Origin of the sequence: Paraburkholderia hayleyella (genome assembly GCF_009455685.1) — a bacterium.
Classification (GTDB): domain Bacteria; phylum Pseudomonadota; class Gammaproteobacteria; order Burkholderiales; family Burkholderiaceae; genus Paraburkholderia; species Paraburkholderia hayleyella.
This window is the reverse complement of the sequence record NZ_QPES01000001.1, coordinates 2,896,453-2,915,145: the sequence shown is the minus strand read 5'-3', so window position 1 is coordinate 2,915,145 and position 18,693 is coordinate 2,896,453. Positions and strand designations below refer to the sequence as shown.

Genomic DNA, 18,693 nt, shown 5'->3' with positions numbered 1-18,693 from the left:
ATTTTTACTCAAAACCTCTTGACAGGTTTCTAGCCGAAGGATGATTTATGCCGCGAATCCCGGAAGCGGAGCTGGAGCGCCTAAAGCGCGAGGTCTCGCTGCTGCGCCTTGTTGAGTCGCAGGGTCACACGCTGAAGAAGCGCGGCCGCGACTGGGTCATGCGCTGCGTGTTCCATGAAGAGGACACGCCGAGCCTGTCGGTGTCGGAGGCGAAGAACGTGTACCACTGCTTCGGCTGTGGCGCGTCGGGCACGGTGCTGGACTGGGTCATGCGTACGCAGGGGGTATCGCTGCCGCATGCGGTGCAGTTACTGCGTAACGATGCGCCGCTGGCTGCGGCCGACAAGGTTGGGGTCAAGCTGAGTTTTACGCGCCCCCTGGCTTCCCTGGCGGCGGATGCCGATGAACAGGTTCTGCTGGGCCAGGTGGCGGATACGTATCACGAGAGTCTGAAGCAGAGTCCGGAGGCGCAGGCGTATCTGGCGCAGCGCGGCCTGGTGCATGGCGAGGTAGTCGGCACGTTCCGCCTGGGGTATGCCAACAAGAGCCTGACATACCGCCTGCCACCGGGGTATTCGAAGGAAGGCCGTGAGGTACGCGCGAAGCTGCAGCGCGTCGGGGTGTACCGCGAGTCAGGCCATGAACACCTGAACGGGTGTCTGGTGGTGCCGGTGATGGATCTTGAGACCGGTGCCGTCAGGCAGATGTACGGCAGGCGGATCGCGCCGGGACACAAGATCCCGGCGGGCCAGCCGAAGCATCTGTACCTGTCGCTGCCGCTGGGTGGGGTGTGGAATGAGGCGGCGCTGGTGGCCAGCCGCGAGGTAATCGTATGCGAGGCGCTCATCGATGCGCTGACGTTCTGGTGTGCGGGGTATCGCAATGTGATTGCCGCATATGGAGTGAATGGATTTACGCAGGACCACTGGAACGCACTGAAACGGCACGGTACTGGGCAGGTGTGGATCGCATACGACCGGGACGATGCGGGCAACGCTGCGGCGGAGAAGCTTGCGACTGAACTGCATGAGGCTGGGATCGGAACGTGGCGCGTGCTGTTCCCGAAGGGGATGGACGCGAACGACTACGCAAGGAAAGTAGCTCCTGCGACCAGCGGAAGTCCCTGTGGGACGGAGAAGAGCCTTGGGGTGCTGTTGCAGCAGGCGGAATGGACTGGCAAGGGCAAACGCTCCGGTGTAACGGCGCAGGTTGAACCGGTGCCGGTTGATGACGTGAAGGACGTTAAACCGCCCTCTTCCCTGGCCGCTGTTGCTACGGCTGAGGCTGCGGTGACGCCAGTCACGGCGATGGCGGCTAAAGAGGAGGTGCAGCCCGCGCCAGCGGACGATCTCGACGTAAAGCAGACGGAAGGCGGCGAACTGCTGTTCACATTGGGGGAACGGGTGTGGCGCATCCGCGGCTGGCAGAAGAACCTCGGGCCGGAACAGATGCGGGTGAATGCGCAGGTACGGCGCGGCGATGCGTACCACGTCGATACGCTCGACATGTACAGCGCGAAGGCCCGCGCGGTGTATCTGAAAACAGCGGCCATCGAACTCGGTACACAGGAAGACACCCTGAAGCGCGACCTTGGGCGAATCCTGCTGAAGCTGGAGACGCTACAGGACGAGGCGATCCGGGCGACGCTTGCGCCAAAGGAAAGCGGCGTGCAGATGGACGCGCTGGAACACGCAGCGGCACTGGACTGGCTCAGGGCGCCGGAGCTGATCGCACGACTCGAAGCCGACATGGCGCGCTGCGGCGTGGTGGGCGAAGGCGCGAACCTGCTGGCGGGGTATCTGGCAGCGGTCTCCAGAAAACTCGATGCGCCCCTGGCGGTACTGATCCAGAGTTCGAGCGCGGCGGGCAAGTCCTCCCTGATGGATGCGGTGCTGGACCTGATGCCGCAGGAGGAACGCATCCAGTACAGCGCGATGACGGGACAGAGCCTGTTCTACCTGGGCGAGACGGATTTGCAGCACCGGATTCTGGCGATTGCCGAGGAGGAAGGCGTGAGGCAGGCCGCGTATGCACTGAAGCTGCTGCAGTCGGATGGCGAGCTGACGATAGCGAGCACGGGCAAGGACGAGGCGACGGGCAACCTGGTAACCAGGCAGTACACGGTGAAGGGTCCGGTGATGCTGATGCTCACGACGACGGCGATTGATGTGGATGAGGAGCTGCTGAACCGGTGCCTGGTGCTGACGATCAACGAGAGCCGCGAGCAGACGCGCGAGATTCACGCACGGCAGCGGGTGAAGCAGACGCTGGAGGGCTTGCTCGCGGAGACGGACCGGCAGCACATTGTTGGGCTGCACCGCAATGCGCAAAGGCTGCTGAAGAATGTGCACGTGGTGAATCCGTTTGCGGAGCAGCTGACGTTCATGGATGACAGGACGCGGATGCGGCGTGATCACATGAAATACCTGACGCTGATCCGCTCGATTGCCCTGCTGCACCAGTACCAGCGGCCGCATCAGACGGTGACGCACCGGGGCGAGGCGTTGACGTACATCGAGGTGACGAAGGACGATATCGCGCTGGCCAACCGGATTGCCCATGAGGTGCTGGGCAGGACGCTCGATGAGCTGCCGCCGCAGACACGGCGGCTGCTGAAGATGGTGTACACGATGGTGGGCGAGCTTGGCGAGCGTGATCATGTGAAGCGGCGTGAGGTGCGCTTTACGCGGCGCGACATCAGGGAGTACACGCGCTGGAGTGACAACCAGTTAAAGGTGCACTGCATGCGGCTGGTGGAGCTGGAATACCTGCTGGTGCGCGGCGGCAGCCGTGGTCACCTGCTGCAATACGAACTGATGTACGACGGCGCGAACGATGACGAGCCGAGGCTGGCGGGGCTGATTGAGGTCGAAGAGCTTGATTTACTCGACAACGACGGACGCAAGCTGGAACAGAAGGCAAGCAAGTTGCCCCCAGGTTGCCCCCATGATGGGCCCAGGTTGGACCTGGAGAACTCGCCTCAAAACCATATGGATAAAGGCGTAGAGGGTTCGCAAGTTGGAGTCGGTGAAAACGCACTGTTCCGGGAAAAAACTTCTTCTCCAGCCCGCGTTGTTGATACCCGCATTGTTGAGTCCCCGATGAACGGAGAGGCATAGCGATGCACAAGAAGACAACCCCGCGCGCCCCGCTGCCCGTGATTGGCCCGGTAGATGATCCCCAAAGCCTGTACCACCAGATGCGCCCGTTCCTCGAATGGATGCGCGTGCGCAACTACAGCGAAGGCACGGTGGAACACCGCGAGATACACCTGCGCGGGTTCATTGCGTGGTGCGACGAGCGCGGCGTCACACGCCCGCAGGAAGTGACCCGCCCGATCCTGGAGCGCTACCAGCGCTACCTGTTCCTGTACCGCAAGAAGGATGGCCAGGCACTCTCGGGGCGCAGCCAGCACATGCGGCTGGTGCCGGTGAAGCTGTGGTTCCGGTGGCTGGTGCGGCAGAACCGGATTCTCTCGAACCCGGCAGCGGACATCGACATGCCGAGGATGGAGAAGCGGCTGCCGAAGCACATCCTGAGTGAGGAGGAAGCCGAGCGGATCCTGAATGTGCCGGATGTGACGAGCAGCATCGGTATCCGGGACCGGGCCATTCTCGAGACGTTCTACAGCACGGGGGTCCGGCGTGCCGAGCTGGTGGGCCTGCATGTGCATGACGTGGACATGGATCGTGGCACGGTGATGGTGCGCCAGGGCAAGGGCGCGCGGGACCGGCTGATTCCGATAGGAGACAGGGCGCTGGCGTGGATCAGGAAGTACCTCGATGAGGTCAGGCCGCAACTGTCGCTGGCTGACGATGAGGGGGTGCTGTTCCTGGCGCTGACGGGCGATTCGATCGGCCTGCGCAGCATGGGGCAACTGGTGTCGGACTACATCAAGTGTTCAGGGGTGAACAAGAGTGGCTCGTGTCACCTGTTCCGGCACACGATGGCCACGCTGATGCTGGAGAACGGGGCCGATGTGAGGTTCGTGCAGGTGATGCTGGGGCATGCGCAGTTGACGAGCACGCAGGTGTATACGCAGGTGGCGATCCGGGCGCTCAAGGAGATTCATACGGCTACGCACCCGGCACGGCTGGAGCGGGTGGAGCAGCGTGCAGAAATAGAAGAGCTGAAGCCGGGGCGGCTCCTGCAGCGCGTGTATGGCAAGACAGAAGCCCAATAGAATCCACCGGGGCCTACGCCCCGCTGACCCCTGGAATAGAAAAGTGCCGGGCCGGAACGGCCCGGATCGGAGAGGAAAGGGTTCGTGCGGTGCCTACGCACCGTGAATGTCCTGGAATTAAAAAGTGTGGGCCGGGGCGGCCCAGCCGGGTAACGAATGGATTCGTGCGGGGCATGCGCCCCGACAGTGTCCTGGAATGAGAAAGTGCGGCCTGCGGCCGGAGGCCAACGAGGGGGGCCGGGGGTAAATAGCCTGCCGTGCCCCTGCGGGTCCCGTCAGTCTATTTAACATAACGCGAAAGGCAATTATCAACGTTTGCCGGGCCGCCACGGCACGAATCCATCCGGGTGTGGCGGCCCGGCAAACGTTGATAATTCGCGTTATGTCACTGGCCCCCGGCCCCCCGGATCGGGCGCTGCGCGCATGAGTAAAGTCAGGGGCCGCGAAGCGGCCATGAGTGGAACTGGGCCCCGCCCGGCCCTGCCCGTCCGCCCCCACGGGGCTCCCTGTCCTGCCGCTGCTGCGCAGCGGAAATCAAATTCCAACGTCAAAACCAGAAACGCACTGCATGCGCTGCAAGCCACACTGACGGCTTGCACCGCATTGCCCAGCGTGGCACACCCTCCTCCGTCAAGGCTTCCCTTCGGCGCGCTTCGCGCGGCCCTGACGGGTTCTAGCGTGGCGGTGTGCAGGCGCCAGGCCAGAACCCTGGGCCAGGGCATGGCTCTTCGCATGTCTCTTCTTTAGCCCGCCATGGGGCGGTGGCCAGCTCCTGGCGTGTGAGGCTGGCGACGGCCATGTTCCGCCTGGTTTGCCGTCGCCCTGCGGACGCCGCCAAACCAGGCGGCTCCAGTGACTTCGACATGCTAACGAGCGCTCCCCAAAAATGACGCCTCTGGCAAACTCGCTTCTTTAGCGCAAAACCGCGTCGGGGCAAAAAAATGCTGGCAACGGACAGCGTCGGGCAAAAACGTGTTGCAAGTGACTGTTGCGTCAGGGAAAAAACCTTACCGGCAACGGCGGGCGTGTCGGGGTGCCGTGTCCGGATAAATGGCAAGACCTTGGCGTTAAGCGGCACGCGCTGGAAGATCTTAAGAGCCGGGTTTAGCAAGGTGGATTCTGGACGCGCTTTAGCCTGAAGCGTCTGTTCAGGTGCGTCCAGAATGAGCGAAATGCCGTTGCGAAACATTCCGGTTCCGCCAGGTTACGCCAGCTCCCAGGGAAGGTCACGACGACCATGAACCGGCTTGAGTGTGCCGGTATTTCTCAGGGCTTGAGCCGCCCATCGAATGTCGTATTGCCACGTGTAAAGTAAGCCACCCGAACGTTTTAGTTCTGCCTCGTAGTTTTCCCAGATAAATCTTGCGACATCCTTGGGCTAGCCTTTCCCGCTGGAAGCCCGACGGGCTTGCACGACCCAGGTCTTCATATCTTCCCGTGTTGCCATGTGAGCCTCTATTCGAAATTTTTAACTGGAGGGTTGAATGGGGTGGCCTGTATTTAAGATAGCCGGATCCATGAAGCGGGACAAAGCCATCAAGGTGGCCGGAGAAGAATAATAAACGTGGCATCAATAAAATTAAGATGGCTTAGCACTCCGGCTTAATCATCCAGGGGTAAACATATCGGCAAAATATCCAAAGCAGGATTGATTTAATACCTTTTGGATATTGTTCGTAAATTCTGTTCGCGGCACAATCAAAAGTTCGCGGCATGAAAATAACGGGAGCTGTCTTCACGCGCTGTCTTCATGCGCTGTATTCACGTTTTCTCATCGTCATTGGCAACACCCGCTAAAGCAGCTTGTCAGGCAAGAGGCCTTGCTTTGATAAACGGTTTAAGCATGGCTGGTGCGGGGCGGACAAGCGTGGGCACACTCAGGCAAACAAGGCCAGGCAAGCCCATCGGGCTGAAAAGCCTGGCGTGAGATGTATTGCCAGCCGCGATGATGTCTCTGTTTTTCTAGTTTAAATATCCCGAGGAATCCTGTATGAAAAAGTATGAAAGCCGTCACGTCATGATCGTGGCCGCCGCGCTTGCGCTCGGTTTGAGCGCCTGTGCCACGGAGTCGTCACGATCATTGCCCGTGCCCGTGGTCAACAGTGCGCAGATACCGTTTGCTGGCAAACCCACGCCTATCGCGGTAGGAAAGTTCGATAACCGTTCAAGCTACATGCGCGGTATTTTTTCCGATGGCATTGACCGTCTAGGCGGCCAGGCCAAGACCATTCTGATTACCCGCTTGCAGCAAAGCCATCGTTTCAATGTGCTGGACCGTGACAATCTGGACGAGATCAAGCAGGAAGCCGGGTTCATGAAAAAGGCCCAGGCGGTAAAAGGCGCGAATTTCGTCGTGACTGGCGACGTCACCGAATTCGGCCGCAAAGAGGTCGGCGATCATCAACTGTTCGGCATCCTTGGGCGCGGTAAAGAGCAGGTTGCGTACGCCAAGGTAAATCTCAATATTGTCGATACCACAACCTCCGAGGTGGTGCTATCAAGCCAGGGCGCAGGCGAATACAGCCTGTCGAACCGTGAGGTCATCGGTTTTGGCGGTACGGCTAGCTACGATTCGACGCTCAATGGCAAGGTGCTCGATCTGGCAATTCAGGAAGCAGTCAATCATCTCGTCGAGCAGGTCGATGCAGGCGCGCTTAAAGCCGCGAAGTGATGTCGTCAAAGTGATGCCGCTTCATACGCTACAAGCCATCTCAATCGTTTAATAATCCAGAACTAACATGAAGACCAGAATTCCGAGGAAACACGTCCGGCTGCCGTTTGCCGCAGTGGGCGTTTTGCTGGCCGGCTTGACCGGTTGCGCCACCCGGCCCCCGCCACCGCTCTATCAATGGGACGGTTATCAACCCCAAGTCTACGAATACTTCAAGGCACAAACGGGGTCGGTGGAACAAATCGACGCGCTGGAACAGGCGCTGCAAAAAATACGTGCCAAGGGCAATCGGCCACCGCCAGGCTTTGAGGCTCATCTTGGGCTGCTGTATGCGAGCGTCGGCAACGATACGAAGGCCATGCAGGCGTTTGAAGCTGAAAAAGAGTCATTTCCGGAATCATCGGCCTATATGAACTTCCTCATGAAGAAGTCCCGGCAACCCTGAGAGCGTAACCATGTTCAAATTTATTTCACTGAAATTTCTGTCCGCTGTTTCCGTGCTGACGTTGCTTGCTGCGTGCGCTGGGCCAAGTCCGGCCCAGCGCCCCGATTACACGGCCTTCAAGAAAAGCCAGCCGCGCTCGATTCTCGTGCTGCCGCCGGTGAACGACACCTCGGATGTGAATGCGACGTATGGTGTGTTGTCGCAAGTCACGCGGCCACTGGCGGAATCCGGGTACTACGTGATTCCGGTGGCGCCCATGGAGGAGACCTTCAGGCATAACGGCCTCACGGCGCCGGTGGACATTCAGGCGGTTGCGCCCGCGAAACTGCGCGATATCTTTGGCGCGGATGCGGCGTTGTATATCACGGTGACGGAATACGGCCCAGTCTATCGGGTACTCGATAGCACGACGGTTGTCGCGGCGTCAGCCAAGCTCGTCGAGCTTAAAACCGGGGATGTCCTGTGGCAGGGAACGGGGCGCGCAAGCAGCTCGGAGAGCGGCAGAAATGGAGTCAATATGAGTGGCAGTCCGTTGGGCCTGGCCGTTATGCTGGCGCAGGCGGCAATCAGACAGGTGGTGAATACGCTGTCCGATGATGGCTTTGAGGTGGCGGGTTTGACGAGTCAGCGCCTGTTGTCGGCAGGGCCGCCGAATGGGTTGTTATATGGTCCGCGCTCACCGAAGTATGGGACGGATTAAAGGCTGAAAAGAAGTTGTTGAGCGGCTGTTAAGCGGTTGTTGAGCGGCCGGGAAAAGCTGGGAAAAGCAGGGAAAAGTTGTGGAAGGTTGTGAATGTTGAGGTCGTGCACGTGCTGAGCGTGCACGACTTTTTTTATGTCCATGGGTTGAGTGGCTGAAAGGGCAGGCCGGATATCGTTTTCGCTCCGCCGATGCCCTGCCCCGGGAAATCCCTCCCCTATAATTCCCATTAAATGGGAATAAATTTTTCCAAATTCGAGAATGTTCTGGCATTCTGGGTGCTCGATGGTTTGTGGGTGACGTGATCGTGGAACAAGGTGTGACAGGGGCTGAACGGGTACTGCTGGTGCTGGCTGCGCTTGCCAGCCATGGCAAGGCGATGCCGGTCAAAGAGTTGCAGGCCGTGACAGGCCTTGCGCAAAGCACGCTGTACCGGCAGATCGCGTTGCTCAAGCGCTGGGGTTTCGTCGCTGAAAACGCCGGACATTACGCGCCGGGTCCGATCAGCTTGCAACTCGCGCTGGGGTTTGATTTGAATTCGCTACTCGTCGAAGCGAGCCGCAGCGAAATGCAGCAACTTGCACGCGTATCACAGGAAAGCATTGGGCTGGTGGTCGCGGTCAAGGATCGAGTGATGTGCCTGGAAATGGTCGATAGCCAGCATTCGCTGCGCTGCTCGTTCGAGAAGGGCAGGGCCGTGCCGCTCAAGGCGGGCGCTTCGGCGAAATCACTACTGGCGTTTATGCCCGACAAGGCGCGCGCCGAGGTGCTTAACAGTGTGTTTGACAACGATTCCGCCGGCCGCACGGCGATCGAAACAGAACTCCAGCAGATTCGAGCCCAGGGCTATGCCGTCAGCGACAGCGAGGTCGACCCAGGGGTGTGGGGCGTCAGCGCTCCGATTTTTCATCGCAGTGGACGTGGCGCTGGCAGCAGCGCGTCGATCACGCTGATGGCGCCATCCACACGCGCTGCCGGCCGCGAAAACCTGTTTATAGACGGGACGCTACGTACAGCCCGCGCCATTTCCGAGCACATGCAAGCCGATTGACCGAGTGAAGCTTTTCAATTTCAGCGTTCGAAACGGATTTCGAATTCTGGATTTCGAATTAGCGACACGCATTGATAGAACCACAAGGAGCCTACCCCATGAAACTGCAACGACTCTTGTCCTGCGTTTGTGTCACGTTTGCGGTGACGTTTGCCGGATTCTCCGGCGCGGCGACGGCACAAACGCCGGATGTACTGAACGTCGCTACCGACGCCACTTTCCCGCCGATGGAGTACACGGAGAACGGCGTGCGCACCGGCTTCGATATCGACCTCATGAATGCGCTGGCGAAGGCGATGGGCAAGCGTGTGCAATGGACCGACATCGACTTTAAAGGGTTGATTCCAGGCTTGATCGCACATCGTTTCGACGCTGCAATCTCTGGTATTTACATTACGGATGAGCGCGCGAAAGTCGTCGATTTCACCGATTCGTATTACGCCAGTGGTCTGGTGGCGCTGGTGAAAAACGATTCGCCGATCAAAACGGTGGCTGATCTGAACGGCAAGAAAGTCTCGGTTCAGGTGGGTACGAAGTCGGTGCACTTCCTGCGCGATAACTTCCCGCAGATCAAGCGAGTCGAAGTCGAAAAAAACCAGGAAATGTTCGATCTGGTGGCAATTGGCCGTGCCGATGCGGTCGTGACAGGCAAACCAGCTGCGTATCAATTCGTAAAAACGCGCAGCGGCTTTCGCGTGCTCGACAAGCCGTTGACGACCGAAGCCTATGGCATTGCCGTGCGTAAAAGCGAGCCGCAATTGAAGGGGGCATTCAACACGGCGCTCGCCAAAATCAAGGCTGACGGCACCTATGCGGCGATCGTCAAGAAGTGGTTCGGTGCGAGCGCGCAATAAAGGGCTGGGTAAACAAAATGGAACTTGATTTCTCACCGGTGATGGCCGGTTGGCCAGACATCATGCATGGCACGCTGGTGACGGTCGAGGTGACCGCCGCATCGCTCGTGCTCAGTTGCCTGCTAGGCCTGTTGATCGGCGTTGGCCGGCTGGCGCCGCAGCGGCGCATCGTGTACGGCTTGTGTACGGCTTACCTGACGTTTTTCCGCGGTACGCCATTGCTTGTGCAGCTTTTCCTGCTGTTCTTTGGGCTGCCGCAATTCGGCATTCTGCTGCCAGCGTTTGTGTGCGGCGTGCTGGGGCTCGGTTTGTACTCTGCGGCTTACGTTTCGGAAATCGTGCGCGGAGCGATTCAGTCTGTCGACCGAGGGCAGATGGAAGCCGCGCGTTCGATCGGCATGTCGTCAGGACAAGCGATGCGCGCGATCATTTTGCCGCAGGCAATCGTGCGCATGATTCCGCCGCTAGGCAACGAATTCATCGCGTTGATCAAGAACTCGGCGCTGGTATCGCTGCTGACAATTCACGATCTGATGCATGAAGGCCAGAAGATTATTAGCGTGTCGTATCGTTCGCTCGAAGTGTATCTGGTCATCGCGCTGGTGTATCTGGTGCTGACGCAGGCGACCAATTACGCGCTGCAACGTATCGAGCGCCGCTTGCGTGCAGGAGGGATGGTGCAATGAATACCTTGAATACGGTGGATACCTTGAATGCCGCGCAAGCTGCGGCCAAAGTCAGTGAGCCTATCGTCAGCATTCGCGGGCTGACCAAATCGTTTGGTCCGCATACGGTGCTCAACGGTATCGATTTCGACATTCAGCCACAGCAAGTCGTGGTGGTGATCGGGCCGAGCGGCTCCGGCAAGAGTACCTTCCTGCGCTGCTGCAATGGGCTGGAGGAAGCCGAAGGCGGCACGATCGATATTTGCGGGCATCGGCTCGTCGATCAGGGCAAGATGCTTAAGGAGCGTTCGCTGAATGCGCTGCGCACCGAAGTCGGTATGGTGTTTCAGTCGTTCAACCTGTTTCCGCATTTGTCGGTGCTGCATAACATCACAGTAGGCCCACGCATGTTGCGCGGCGCCGACAAGGCGCAAGCCGAAGCGACGGCAATCGCGCTGCTGGAAAAAGTTGGGCTCGCGCACAAGGCTCATGTCATGCCCGCGAGCCTGTCGGGCGGTCAGAAGCAACGGGTTGCCATTGCGCGTGCACTAGCGATGCAGCCGCGCGTGATGCTGTTCGACGAGCCGACGTCCGCGCTTGATCCCGAACTGGTTGGCGAAGTGCTGCAAGTGATGAAACTGCTTGCGAGCGAAGGCATGACGATGGTCGTCGTCACGCACGAAATGGGGTTTGCGAAGGAAGTGGCCGACGTGGTGGTCGTCATGGACGGCGGCGTGATTGTGGAAGCGGGGCCACCGGCACAGATTTTTTCTGCACCTTCGCAGCCGCGCACGCAGGCATTCCTGCAGGCGGTGTTGTCACGGGCATGAGAGTTCCATTCGATGACAAGGTGTGGGCCGGCCGTTCGGACAACGGCGAGCCCGGTGACACCCGGCGTGTTTTCAATCAGGTGATGCGTTTCGCTAGCGCTGGGCACGTCGAGCGTGATGCCCCGGTGATCGTCGGCTTCGGCTCCGACGAAGGGGTGCGCCGCAATCAAGGCCGGATCGGTGCCGCGCATGGGCCTGCGGAATTGCGCCGTGTGCTGGCGGGCTTGCCTGCGAAAACATCGATGGCGGCACTCGCCGATGCGGGTGACGTGGTGTGCGATGACGGCGACCTCGAAGGTGCGCAGGCGGAACTGGCCCAAGTGGTTAGTGATGTGCTGGCGAGCGGTGGACGGCCGCTGGTGTTCGGTGGCGGTCACGAAGTCGCGTGGGGGACGTATAGCGGCCTGCGGCTGCATCAACAGCATGAAGCTGACGTTGGCCACGCCGTCACGCCACTCAGATTGCGCAAGTTACTGATCATCAACTTCGATGCCCACTTCGATCTGCGCCAGACGCGGCCCGCTAATTCGGGGACGCCGTTTGATCAGATCGCTCTGGACTGCGCGGATCGGGGTGAGCCTTTTAATTACGTGTGCTTTGGCATCAGTGATTTGAGCAATACGGCTTCGCTGTTTGCGCATGCCCGGCGGCTTGGCGTGCATTACGTCCTCGACGTCGAGATGCAGGAAACGCAACTGTCGCAGCGCCTGCATGAGCTGCAGCAGCTACTGGATGCAGCAGATGATGTTTATCTGACGATCGATCTCGATGTGTTACCGGCTGGCACGGCGCCGGGTGTGTCGGCACCCGCTGCGCTAGGCGTGCCACTCTCGGTGGTCGAAGCGATGGTGTTGCGCGTGCGGGAGTCGGGCAAGCTGCGCGTGGCGGATATCGCGGAGTACAACCCGACGCTCGATCAGGACAAGCGTACGGCGAGAGCCGCTGCGCGGCTGGCTTATCGGTTGCTTTAATCGGTGCTTTAACTGGGAGGAGCGTGCGGCCGCGCGGGGTTGTCTGCGGCCCGTTAGCTCCGCACGCCTGATTTGTTTTGGGAAGTGAAATGAAGAGACTGGTGGTGTTGGCTGGTTTTCTGTTTGCTGGCATTCTGGTTGCCATAACAGCTATATTTATTGTCGGCACGCTTGACAACAACCCGGGATGCGGATTGGACTGCCCCAGTCCTGATTTGAATATTGCTTTGTATTTCGGCCTTGTAATTATTTTGGCATTCCCGCTTCTGGGCTATATTTTCACACGTGGAAATCACTTAACGATGCGCCGCATTTGTGCGTCGATGATAACTCTGACTCTGGCCGCACTTTTTGCTATTGCATGTTTTTATGTTTTTAAGTTGCATTCGAAATATATGGCGGCTGAATTTGCAAGGCCTGTTCGCCCGGATTTCGAATTCATGTATATGGCTATTGCTACAAGAGAAATTCAGGCATATTCGGAGGCTAATGGGGGCGCAGGTGCTAAGCGTGTGATACCTCAATGGCAGCGGTGCGTGATTGATGGGGCATGGTGTGATAGAAAAATAAAGATGGCTCGTATGAGATGTAAAGTGGGTATCGTTGATGTGAGTGAATTAGACTGGAACGCGTTTTCTCTGGTGCCCAGAGAGAATTTACCCGGTGCTGTACCAATGAAATCCATGAATTTATGTGACGAAAATAATAAAAGTGATTTTAATTAAAAATATTTATGCCATATAGCGTATGTGTTTTTTGTTGAGATTATTTCTGCTTCCAGAATATGGGGCGTGGTTAAAGTGAACCGGACTTTACCTCTCAGAAGTATTCCACTGTAAAGTTAGCAGCAAAATTGCAGGCCCAGTTCAATCAGAACTGGGCCTGTTTGCCATCATCTGAACCTCTGCAAGCACTTGTCACCGGTGCCCCGGAATGGTGGAGCACCGGGTCGGGCAGCGCGGTGGGTGGAGCCAGAGTCCACCCATCCCGCCACAGCCGCCTCCTGCTAAACGACTACCGGAGGCGGCTGTTGTGTCTAATGTGCCGGGTAAGGCACATTCGGTACAAGTGCCACTTGACCGAATGACGGTGCTAACGCGAGGAACCGATAGCTGTTACTACTTCCACTGCGAAGCAAGCTGCCACTGCGATGCCAGGTTTTGACCGTTGTTCTGGTTAGAACCATAGTTAGAACCGTTGTTGTTGCGGCCATAGCCTTGGTTATAACTGTTGTTGTTGCGGCCATAGTTCTGGTCATAGCCGTTGTTGTTACGGCCATAGCCTTGGTTATAACCGTTGTTGTTGCGGCCATAGTTCTGGTCATAGCCGTTGTTGTTGCGGCCATAGCCTTGGTCATAACCGTTGTTGTTGCGGCCATAGTTCTGGTTATAACCGTTGTTGTTACGGCCATAGCCCTGGTTATAGCCTTGGTCATAGCCGTTGTTGCCAGCCTGCTCCTGTGCCCTCAGAGCAGCTTGAGCCTGGCTGACGTCATTGCGAGCCTTATAGTTGGCCGCATCGCCTTCGCGGAAGAGCTTGGCGTATTTCTGTTCGATCTGTTTTTTCTCCTTTTGGGCGGCGTACTGGAGCCTGTAATAGGTTTGATCGTCGTAAGCGTCCTTCATTGCGCGGTCATAACGCTCGTTGACTGCGCGATGTTCATCGGCCGATTTCTGACGAAGCTGTTGCAAGTCGCGTTCGGTCTGCTGCATTTTGGCGATTGCGGCCTGCAGAGCAGCGGCAGAGTCGGCTGGCTTCACTGGTGTGACCGGTGTGACAGGCGTCGTCGTCTTGCTAGCGCTTAGTAGCTTGCGATAGTCGCCCTGAGCCTGAATGGATTCACGATTGGCCTGCTCATAGGCTGCTTGGGCCTTAGAGATGGTTTCAGAGTCTTTACCAAGATGCACAGCCTCTAGCAATGCATTGTAGGCTGCAAGTTCTTTCTTGCCTGCCTGATACATTGCTTTATTTGCGTTCGCCAATGACTCGTTCGCGTTCGCGGGTGTGACAGGCTCAACCGGCTTCACAGGCGTAACAGGTTCAACCGGCTTCACAGGTGTAACAGGCGTCGTCTGCTTGCTAGCGTTGAGTACCTTGAGATAGTTGTCCTGAGCCTGAGTAGATTCACGACGGGCCTGATCAAAAGCTGCTTGGGCCTTAGCGATGGTTTCAGGGTCTTTATTAAGATTCGCAGCCTCTAACAATGCATTTCTGGCTGCAAGTTCTTTCTCGCCTGCCTGACGCCATGCTTTATTTGCGTTCTTAACTGCCTCGCTCGCGTTCGCAGGTGTGTCAGGTATGACAGGTGTGACAGGTATGACCGGCGTGACAGGCGTCGTCTGCTTGCTAGCGTTGAGTACCTTGAGATAGTTGTCCTGAGCCTGAGTAGATTCACGACGGGCCTGATCAAAAGCTGCTTGGGCCTTAGCGATGGTTTCAGGGTCTTTATTAAGATTCGCAGCCTCTAACAATGCATTTCTGGCTGCAAGTTCTTTCTCGCCTGCCTGACGCCATGCTTTATTTGCGTTCTTCACTGCCTCGCTTGCGTTCGCAGGTGTGTCAGGTACGACAGGCGTGACCGGTATGACAGGCGTGACAGTCGTTGTCTGCTTGCCATTTAGTACATTGGAATAGTTGTCTTTAGCCTTATCGGATTCAAGACGGGCCTGCTCATAGGCGGCTTCGGCCTTAGAGATGGTTTCAGGGTCTTTATGAAGATTCACAGCCTCGTACCATGAATTTTTGGCTGAAAGTTCCTTCTCACCTGCCTGACGCCGTGCTTTATTTGCGTTCTCCAATGCCTCGTTTGCAGGTGCGACAGTCGTCTGCTTGCTAGCGTTTAGCATATTGGAATAGTTGTCCTGAGCCTGCATGGCTTCACGACTGGCCTGCTCATAGGCTGCTCTGGCCTTAGCGATGGTTTCAGGGTTTTTATTACGTACAGCCTCGAACCATGCATCTTGAGCTGCACGTTCTTTCTGACTTGCCTGAATCTTTGCTTTATTTGCGTCCACCAATGCCTCGTTCACAGGTGTGACAGGATCCGGCGTTATATTTCCATTGGCGACCTTATTTGCGTAAGTGTCTGTTATGTGATCGGCCTTTACCGAGCCTCCTATCTTGGGGCTACTTGCGGAATGTAATACAACGTTTTTAGCCGTGGTATCTCCATCAAGCTGCAACTGATTTCCGATATAAGAAACATCGTTGGCTTGGGTTACTGTTCCTTTGTTTTGGCTCAGTTTGCCCGATACCATTACGCCGACGCTATCCTTCGAGATGAGATCGGCTTGCTGCACGAAATCACTGTCTACAGTCACATTGATAGAGTTATCGGCGTTGATATTGGCCCCGGCAGCCTGCGTTACGTTCTTGCCGTGAATGCTGACCGTTTTGCCGGTGATACCTGCATTCAGCGCCACGTTGCCGCGCTCGCTTCCCAGTGTTAACCGATCGATGTTCAGTGCGTTATCGACGGTCAGGTTGCCCTTTTCAATGGACACGTCCAGCTTGTTCGCCCCATTCGCCACCGCCTGAACGAAACCTGCGTCGATCAAGCCGTCACCGTTGGTGGGCTTGTTTTTGCCGCCCACATTGAAGCCCTGCTGGGACGAGGATCTGACGTCTGTCCTAGTTGTTGTCTTGATAGTCGGCAGCTTGTCGGCTCCGTCCGTCAGGACACTGCCGGCTGTGATCTGGAGCATGTCTGTCGTGAGCTGTGCCTTGCCCAGCTTCACATCACCCGTTGCATCCAGGTCGATCGTGCTTTTGCTATAACGAGCGTTTTTCGATGGCGCGTTGAGTTCGGCACCGTCGAGAACATTGATCGAAGCGCCATTAGCCTTGATGCTGAGGGGCCGCATGGAGGTCGTCTTGTCGATGGTCGTGAGCTTGCCGCCGATATCGACGGAGCCGTTTCCGGCGCTGGCCAGCTCGATTCCGCTGCCATCGTCAGAAAAGCGGCGAATGCTCGTGGCTTCAAGGGTACCGCTGTTGTTGATGGCGCTGCGCGTGAGCGTATCCATGGCCCATGCCGTCAGCTTGATGCCGCCGTTCGCGGTGCCGATAAAGCCGCCGTTTTTCACGAGGGCATTGACGCTGCCCTGGTTGAGCTTGATCGCAACGCCGTTGTTCATCTGCAAGGTCATGTCGCCTGCGGAAGCGAGGAGCGCATTCTCTCCTGCCTGAATGCGACCGCCCGCGGCGTTGTTGACTTCGCCGGCGCCGATCAGCGCGACGGAGCCGGTGGCGTTGATGTCACCCTGGTTGATGACAGCACCCTTACCATCGCCGGTAAAGTGCAGCTTGCCTGCCTTGAAGTCGTCGTCGGAGATGTTCAGTGAGGAGGCGACGAGGCTGCCGACGTTGATCTTCGAGCCCGCGCCAGCGAGCACGCCATTAGGATTGACGATGAAGACATTGCCGGTGGCGTTCAATGACCCGAGGATGGAGGTGGGGTCATTCGAGTGAACACGGTTGAGGACGGCGTCAGCGCGGTTTTTCTGATCGAAATTGAGCGTTTCGTTTTTCGACACGTCCATGTTGTTCCAGTCGACGATCATCCCGTGGCTGTTCTGGTGAACGGTGGTGGTCGCTCCATTTTTTTCGATGCTACCCGCGCCGAAATTGATGGTGCCCTGGCCAACGGCGTGTGCTTGAGACACAGCGGCCATGGAGAGTGCCAAGGCGAGTGGCTTGAGAATAAGAGTTTTTTTCATACTGTTCTGAGTTCCAGAAAATTAGGCCCATAATCAGGCCGGTTTGGAGTATCCAGAATTGTCAAGGCAAGCGAAAATAAGACTATTCTTAAACAGTGAAAGGTATTGGAAATTTTTACAAGGTAATGACAATTGGTGTTGTTATTAAGTCTACGAAAGAAAAAAGACGAAATGGCGGGCGTTGAAAAGTCGATAAAGCGTTAAGAAAGTCAGAGGTAAATAACGTACTGTCTGAGGGAACTAGCGCGCTTGAATTGCTGTCTCGAACCCCAAGCGGGTTGAGGGTTGCAGCACTGTCGGGGGCCGGGAAAATGGATCGGCACCATGCGTCCATTCTGGTTCGGACAGTATTTTAAAATGGCGTTGTTGAGGGGTTATGGGTTTTTAACCGTATTTTCGTAAAAATCCATGGAAAGCAATGCGACTATTATTCGCAGGATTAGGTTGGCATCAGAGTATTATTTTTATTTTTTGAAAAGTGTTTTTTGATTAAGCGGTAAAAAATTACATTTAATCGACACATTTTTAAATGGTTATGGTTTGTTTCAGTCATTCCGTTTGATTGTCGCTAATGCAGAACTGCAGTTCACTTTCATGAAGCAGCGGCTTTTTTTACAACTGGTGGCGAATCAGGAACTCGAACCCCGGACCTGCGGATTATGGTTCGGCGAATCACGCGGTAAGTTGCTGAAAAAGCTGAGAGATGCACTATACGTGCACTGGTGAAGCTCTCCACGAGGGTATTCAGCAGCAGGGATGCTCCCCTCGTTATGTGTTGACAATAGCTACACGCTGCCCTAATGTGTATATCTGTTGTATATACGTTAGGAGAAAACCATGCGTGATGCTTCCATCAACTTGCGTGCGCTGCCCGAGCAGCGCGACTTGATCGACCATGCCGCCAGCCTGCTGGGCAAGAATCGCTCGGACTTCATGCTGGAAGCGGCGTGTGAACGCGCGAAAGCGATTGTGCTGGATCAGGTCTTTTTCAGCCTGGACGAGAGCCGATTCCGGCAGTTCACTGCAATGCTCGATGCGTCACAAGACGCCAATCCGGGTCTTGATCGGCTGATGGCGATTAAGGCCCCGTGGAGCACAGACAAGGCATGAACATGCAGCTTTCGGCACCGCAGTCGCTTGCCGCGACGCATCGACTCGATGGGTTCAATTGCGGCGAGCCATCGCTGGACGATTGGTTGAAGCGGCGCGCATTGACCAACCACCTGAACGGGGCAAGCCGCACCTTCGTCGTGACTGATCCTGAACAGTGCGTACTGGGGTACTACGCTTTAGCAGTGGGGGCCATCGCGCACCAGGAAGCCACGAGCGCCATCAGGCGCAATATGCCCGATCCGGTGCCGGTGATGGTGCTTGCCAGGCTCGCTGTAGATGCTCGTGCCCAAGGCATCAAACTCGGCGCGGCGTTGCTTCAAGATGCGGTAGGTCGGGTGCAGACCGTTGCCGAGAATGCTGGTGTGCGGGCGCTGCTCGTCCATGCGTTGAACGATCGCGCAAAGCAGTTCTATGAGCACTATGGCTTTCGAGAGTCGCCAGTGCACCCGATGACGTTGATGCTCCCCATGAAATCACGTTAGCTCTTACGGT

General features: G+C 57.0%; 14 protein-coding genes. 13 read left to right on the top strand and 1 reads right to left on the bottom strand.

All coding sequences use genetic code 11. The features are described from left to right. Positions 1 to 47 precede the first annotated feature (47 nt). From GH657_RS12775 to GH657_RS12725, 11 genes are all read left to right on the top strand, one after another. Positions 48 to 3,119, top strand: coding sequence for a CHC2 zinc finger domain-containing protein (locus tag GH657_RS12775; RefSeq protein ID WP_153101258.1), 3,072 nt, complete (start codon positions 48 to 50; stop codon positions 3,117 to 3,119). 2 nt (positions 3,120 to 3,121) lie between these two features. Next, the gene (gene xerC / locus GH657_RS12770) at positions 3,122 to 4,183 is read left to right on the top strand and encodes a site-specific tyrosine recombinase XerC (protein WP_153101257.1); all 1,062 of its coding nucleotides are present in this window, start codon (positions 3,122 to 3,124) and stop codon (positions 4,181 to 4,183) included. 1,990 nt (positions 4,184 to 6,173) lie between these two features. After that, positions 6,174 to 6,854, top strand: a complete 681-nt coding sequence (locus GH657_RS12765) for a CsgG/HfaB family protein (protein ID WP_153101256.1) — start codon at positions 6,174 to 6,176, stop codon at positions 6,852 to 6,854. A gap of 67 nt (positions 6,855 to 6,921) precedes the next feature. Continuing rightward, positions 6,922 to 7,299, top strand: a complete 378-nt coding sequence (locus tag GH657_RS12760; RefSeq protein ID WP_153101255.1) for a DUF4810 domain-containing protein — start codon at positions 6,922 to 6,924, stop codon at positions 7,297 to 7,299. 10 nt (positions 7,300 to 7,309) lie between these two features. Further along, the gene (locus GH657_RS12755; protein ID WP_153101254.1) at positions 7,310 to 7,999 is read left to right on the top strand and encodes a DUF799 domain-containing protein; all 690 of its coding nucleotides are present in this window, start codon (positions 7,310 to 7,312) and stop codon (positions 7,997 to 7,999) included. A 301-nt stretch (positions 8,000 to 8,300) separates the two neighbouring features. Then, on the top strand, positions 8,301 to 9,050 hold the full coding sequence (locus GH657_RS12750) for an IclR family transcriptional regulator (protein ID WP_153101751.1): 750 nt from the start codon (positions 8,301 to 8,303) through the stop codon (positions 9,048 to 9,050). A gap of 98 nt (positions 9,051 to 9,148) precedes the next feature. Further along, positions 9,149 to 9,904, top strand: a complete 756-nt coding sequence (locus GH657_RS12745) for a transporter substrate-binding domain-containing protein (RefSeq protein WP_153101253.1) — start codon at positions 9,149 to 9,151, stop codon at positions 9,902 to 9,904. 17 nt (positions 9,905 to 9,921) lie between these two features. Further along, positions 9,922 to 10,590: an amino acid ABC transporter permease gene (locus GH657_RS12740; RefSeq protein WP_153101252.1), complete on the top strand. Its 669-nt coding sequence runs from the start codon at positions 9,922 to 9,924 to the stop codon at positions 10,588 to 10,590. Further along, the gene (locus GH657_RS12735; RefSeq protein ID WP_153101251.1) at positions 10,587 to 11,399 is read left to right on the top strand and encodes an amino acid ABC transporter ATP-binding protein; all 813 of its coding nucleotides are present in this window, start codon (positions 10,587 to 10,589) and stop codon (positions 11,397 to 11,399) included. The genes GH657_RS12740 and GH657_RS12735 overlap by 4 nt, the downstream gene beginning before the upstream one ends. Then, a complete protein-coding gene (hutG, locus tag GH657_RS12730; RefSeq protein WP_153101250.1) occupies positions 11,396 to 12,370 on the top strand; it encodes a formimidoylglutamase in 975 nt (324 codons plus the stop codon). Before GH657_RS12735 ends, hutG begins: the two co-directional genes overlap by 4 nt. Positions 12,371 to 12,459: 89 nt before the next feature. Further along, positions 12,460 to 13,095: a hypothetical protein gene (locus GH657_RS12725; RefSeq protein ID WP_153101249.1), complete on the top strand. Its 636-nt coding sequence runs from the start codon at positions 12,460 to 12,462 to the stop codon at positions 13,093 to 13,095. A gap of 393 nt (positions 13,096 to 13,488) precedes the next feature. Here the strand turns inward: GH657_RS12725 and GH657_RS12720 are convergent, their stop codons facing one another. After that, complete coding sequence (locus GH657_RS12720; RefSeq protein ID WP_153101248.1) at positions 13,489 to 17,088, bottom strand: two-partner secretion domain-containing protein; 3,600 nt, start codon at positions 17,086 to 17,088, stop codon at positions 13,489 to 13,491. 837 nt (positions 17,089 to 17,925) lie between these two features. On the opposite strand from GH657_RS12720, the gene GH657_RS12715 reads away from it, so the two are divergent. Beyond that, positions 17,926 to 18,198, top strand: coding sequence for a type II toxin-antitoxin system TacA family antitoxin (locus GH657_RS12715; RefSeq protein ID WP_153101247.1), 273 nt, complete (start codon positions 17,926 to 17,928; stop codon positions 18,196 to 18,198). After that, positions 18,195 to 18,683: a GNAT family N-acetyltransferase gene (locus tag GH657_RS12710; RefSeq protein ID WP_153101246.1), complete on the top strand. Its 489-nt coding sequence runs from the start codon at positions 18,195 to 18,197 to the stop codon at positions 18,681 to 18,683. The genes GH657_RS12715 and GH657_RS12710 overlap by 4 nt, the downstream gene beginning before the upstream one ends. The last annotated feature ends 10 nt before the right edge of the window (positions 18,684 to 18,693 follow it).

Bases quoted from the DNA above. Each gene is read 5' to 3' on its own strand.
- GH657_RS12745 (WP_153101253.1), top strand. From the start codon at position 9,149: ATGAAACTGCAACGACTCTTGTCCTGCGTTTGTGTCACGTTTGCGGTG.
- GH657_RS12710 (WP_153101246.1), top strand. From the start codon at position 18,195: ATGAACATGCAGCTTTCGGCACCGCAGTCGCTTGCCGCGACGCATCGA.
- GH657_RS12715 (WP_153101247.1), top strand. From the start codon at position 17,926: ATGCGTGATGCTTCCATCAACTTGCGTGCGCTGCCCGAGCAGCGCGAC.
- GH657_RS12765 (WP_153101256.1), top strand. From the start codon at position 6,174: ATGAAAAAGTATGAAAGCCGTCACGTCATGATCGTGGCCGCCGCGCTT.
- GH657_RS12735 (WP_153101251.1), top strand. From the start codon at position 10,587: ATGAATACCTTGAATACGGTGGATACCTTGAATGCCGCGCAAGCTGCG.
- xerC (WP_153101257.1), top strand. From the start codon at position 3,122: ATGCACAAGAAGACAACCCCGCGCGCCCCGCTGCCCGTGATTGGCCCG.
- GH657_RS12755 (WP_153101254.1), top strand. From the start codon at position 7,310: ATGTTCAAATTTATTTCACTGAAATTTCTGTCCGCTGTTTCCGTGCTG.
- GH657_RS12775 (WP_153101258.1), top strand. From the start codon at position 48: ATGCCGCGAATCCCGGAAGCGGAGCTGGAGCGCCTAAAGCGCGAGGTC.
- GH657_RS12740 (WP_153101252.1), top strand. From the start codon at position 9,922: ATGGAACTTGATTTCTCACCGGTGATGGCCGGTTGGCCAGACATCATG.
- hutG (WP_153101250.1), top strand. From the start codon at position 11,396: ATGAGAGTTCCATTCGATGACAAGGTGTGGGCCGGCCGTTCGGACAAC.
- GH657_RS12720 (WP_153101248.1), bottom strand. From the start codon at position 17,088: ATGAAAAAAACTCTTATTCTCAAGCCACTCGCCTTGGCACTCTCCATG.
- GH657_RS12725 (WP_153101249.1), top strand. From the start codon at position 12,460: ATGAAGAGACTGGTGGTGTTGGCTGGTTTTCTGTTTGCTGGCATTCTG.
- GH657_RS12760 (WP_153101255.1), top strand. From the start codon at position 6,922: ATGAAGACCAGAATTCCGAGGAAACACGTCCGGCTGCCGTTTGCCGCA.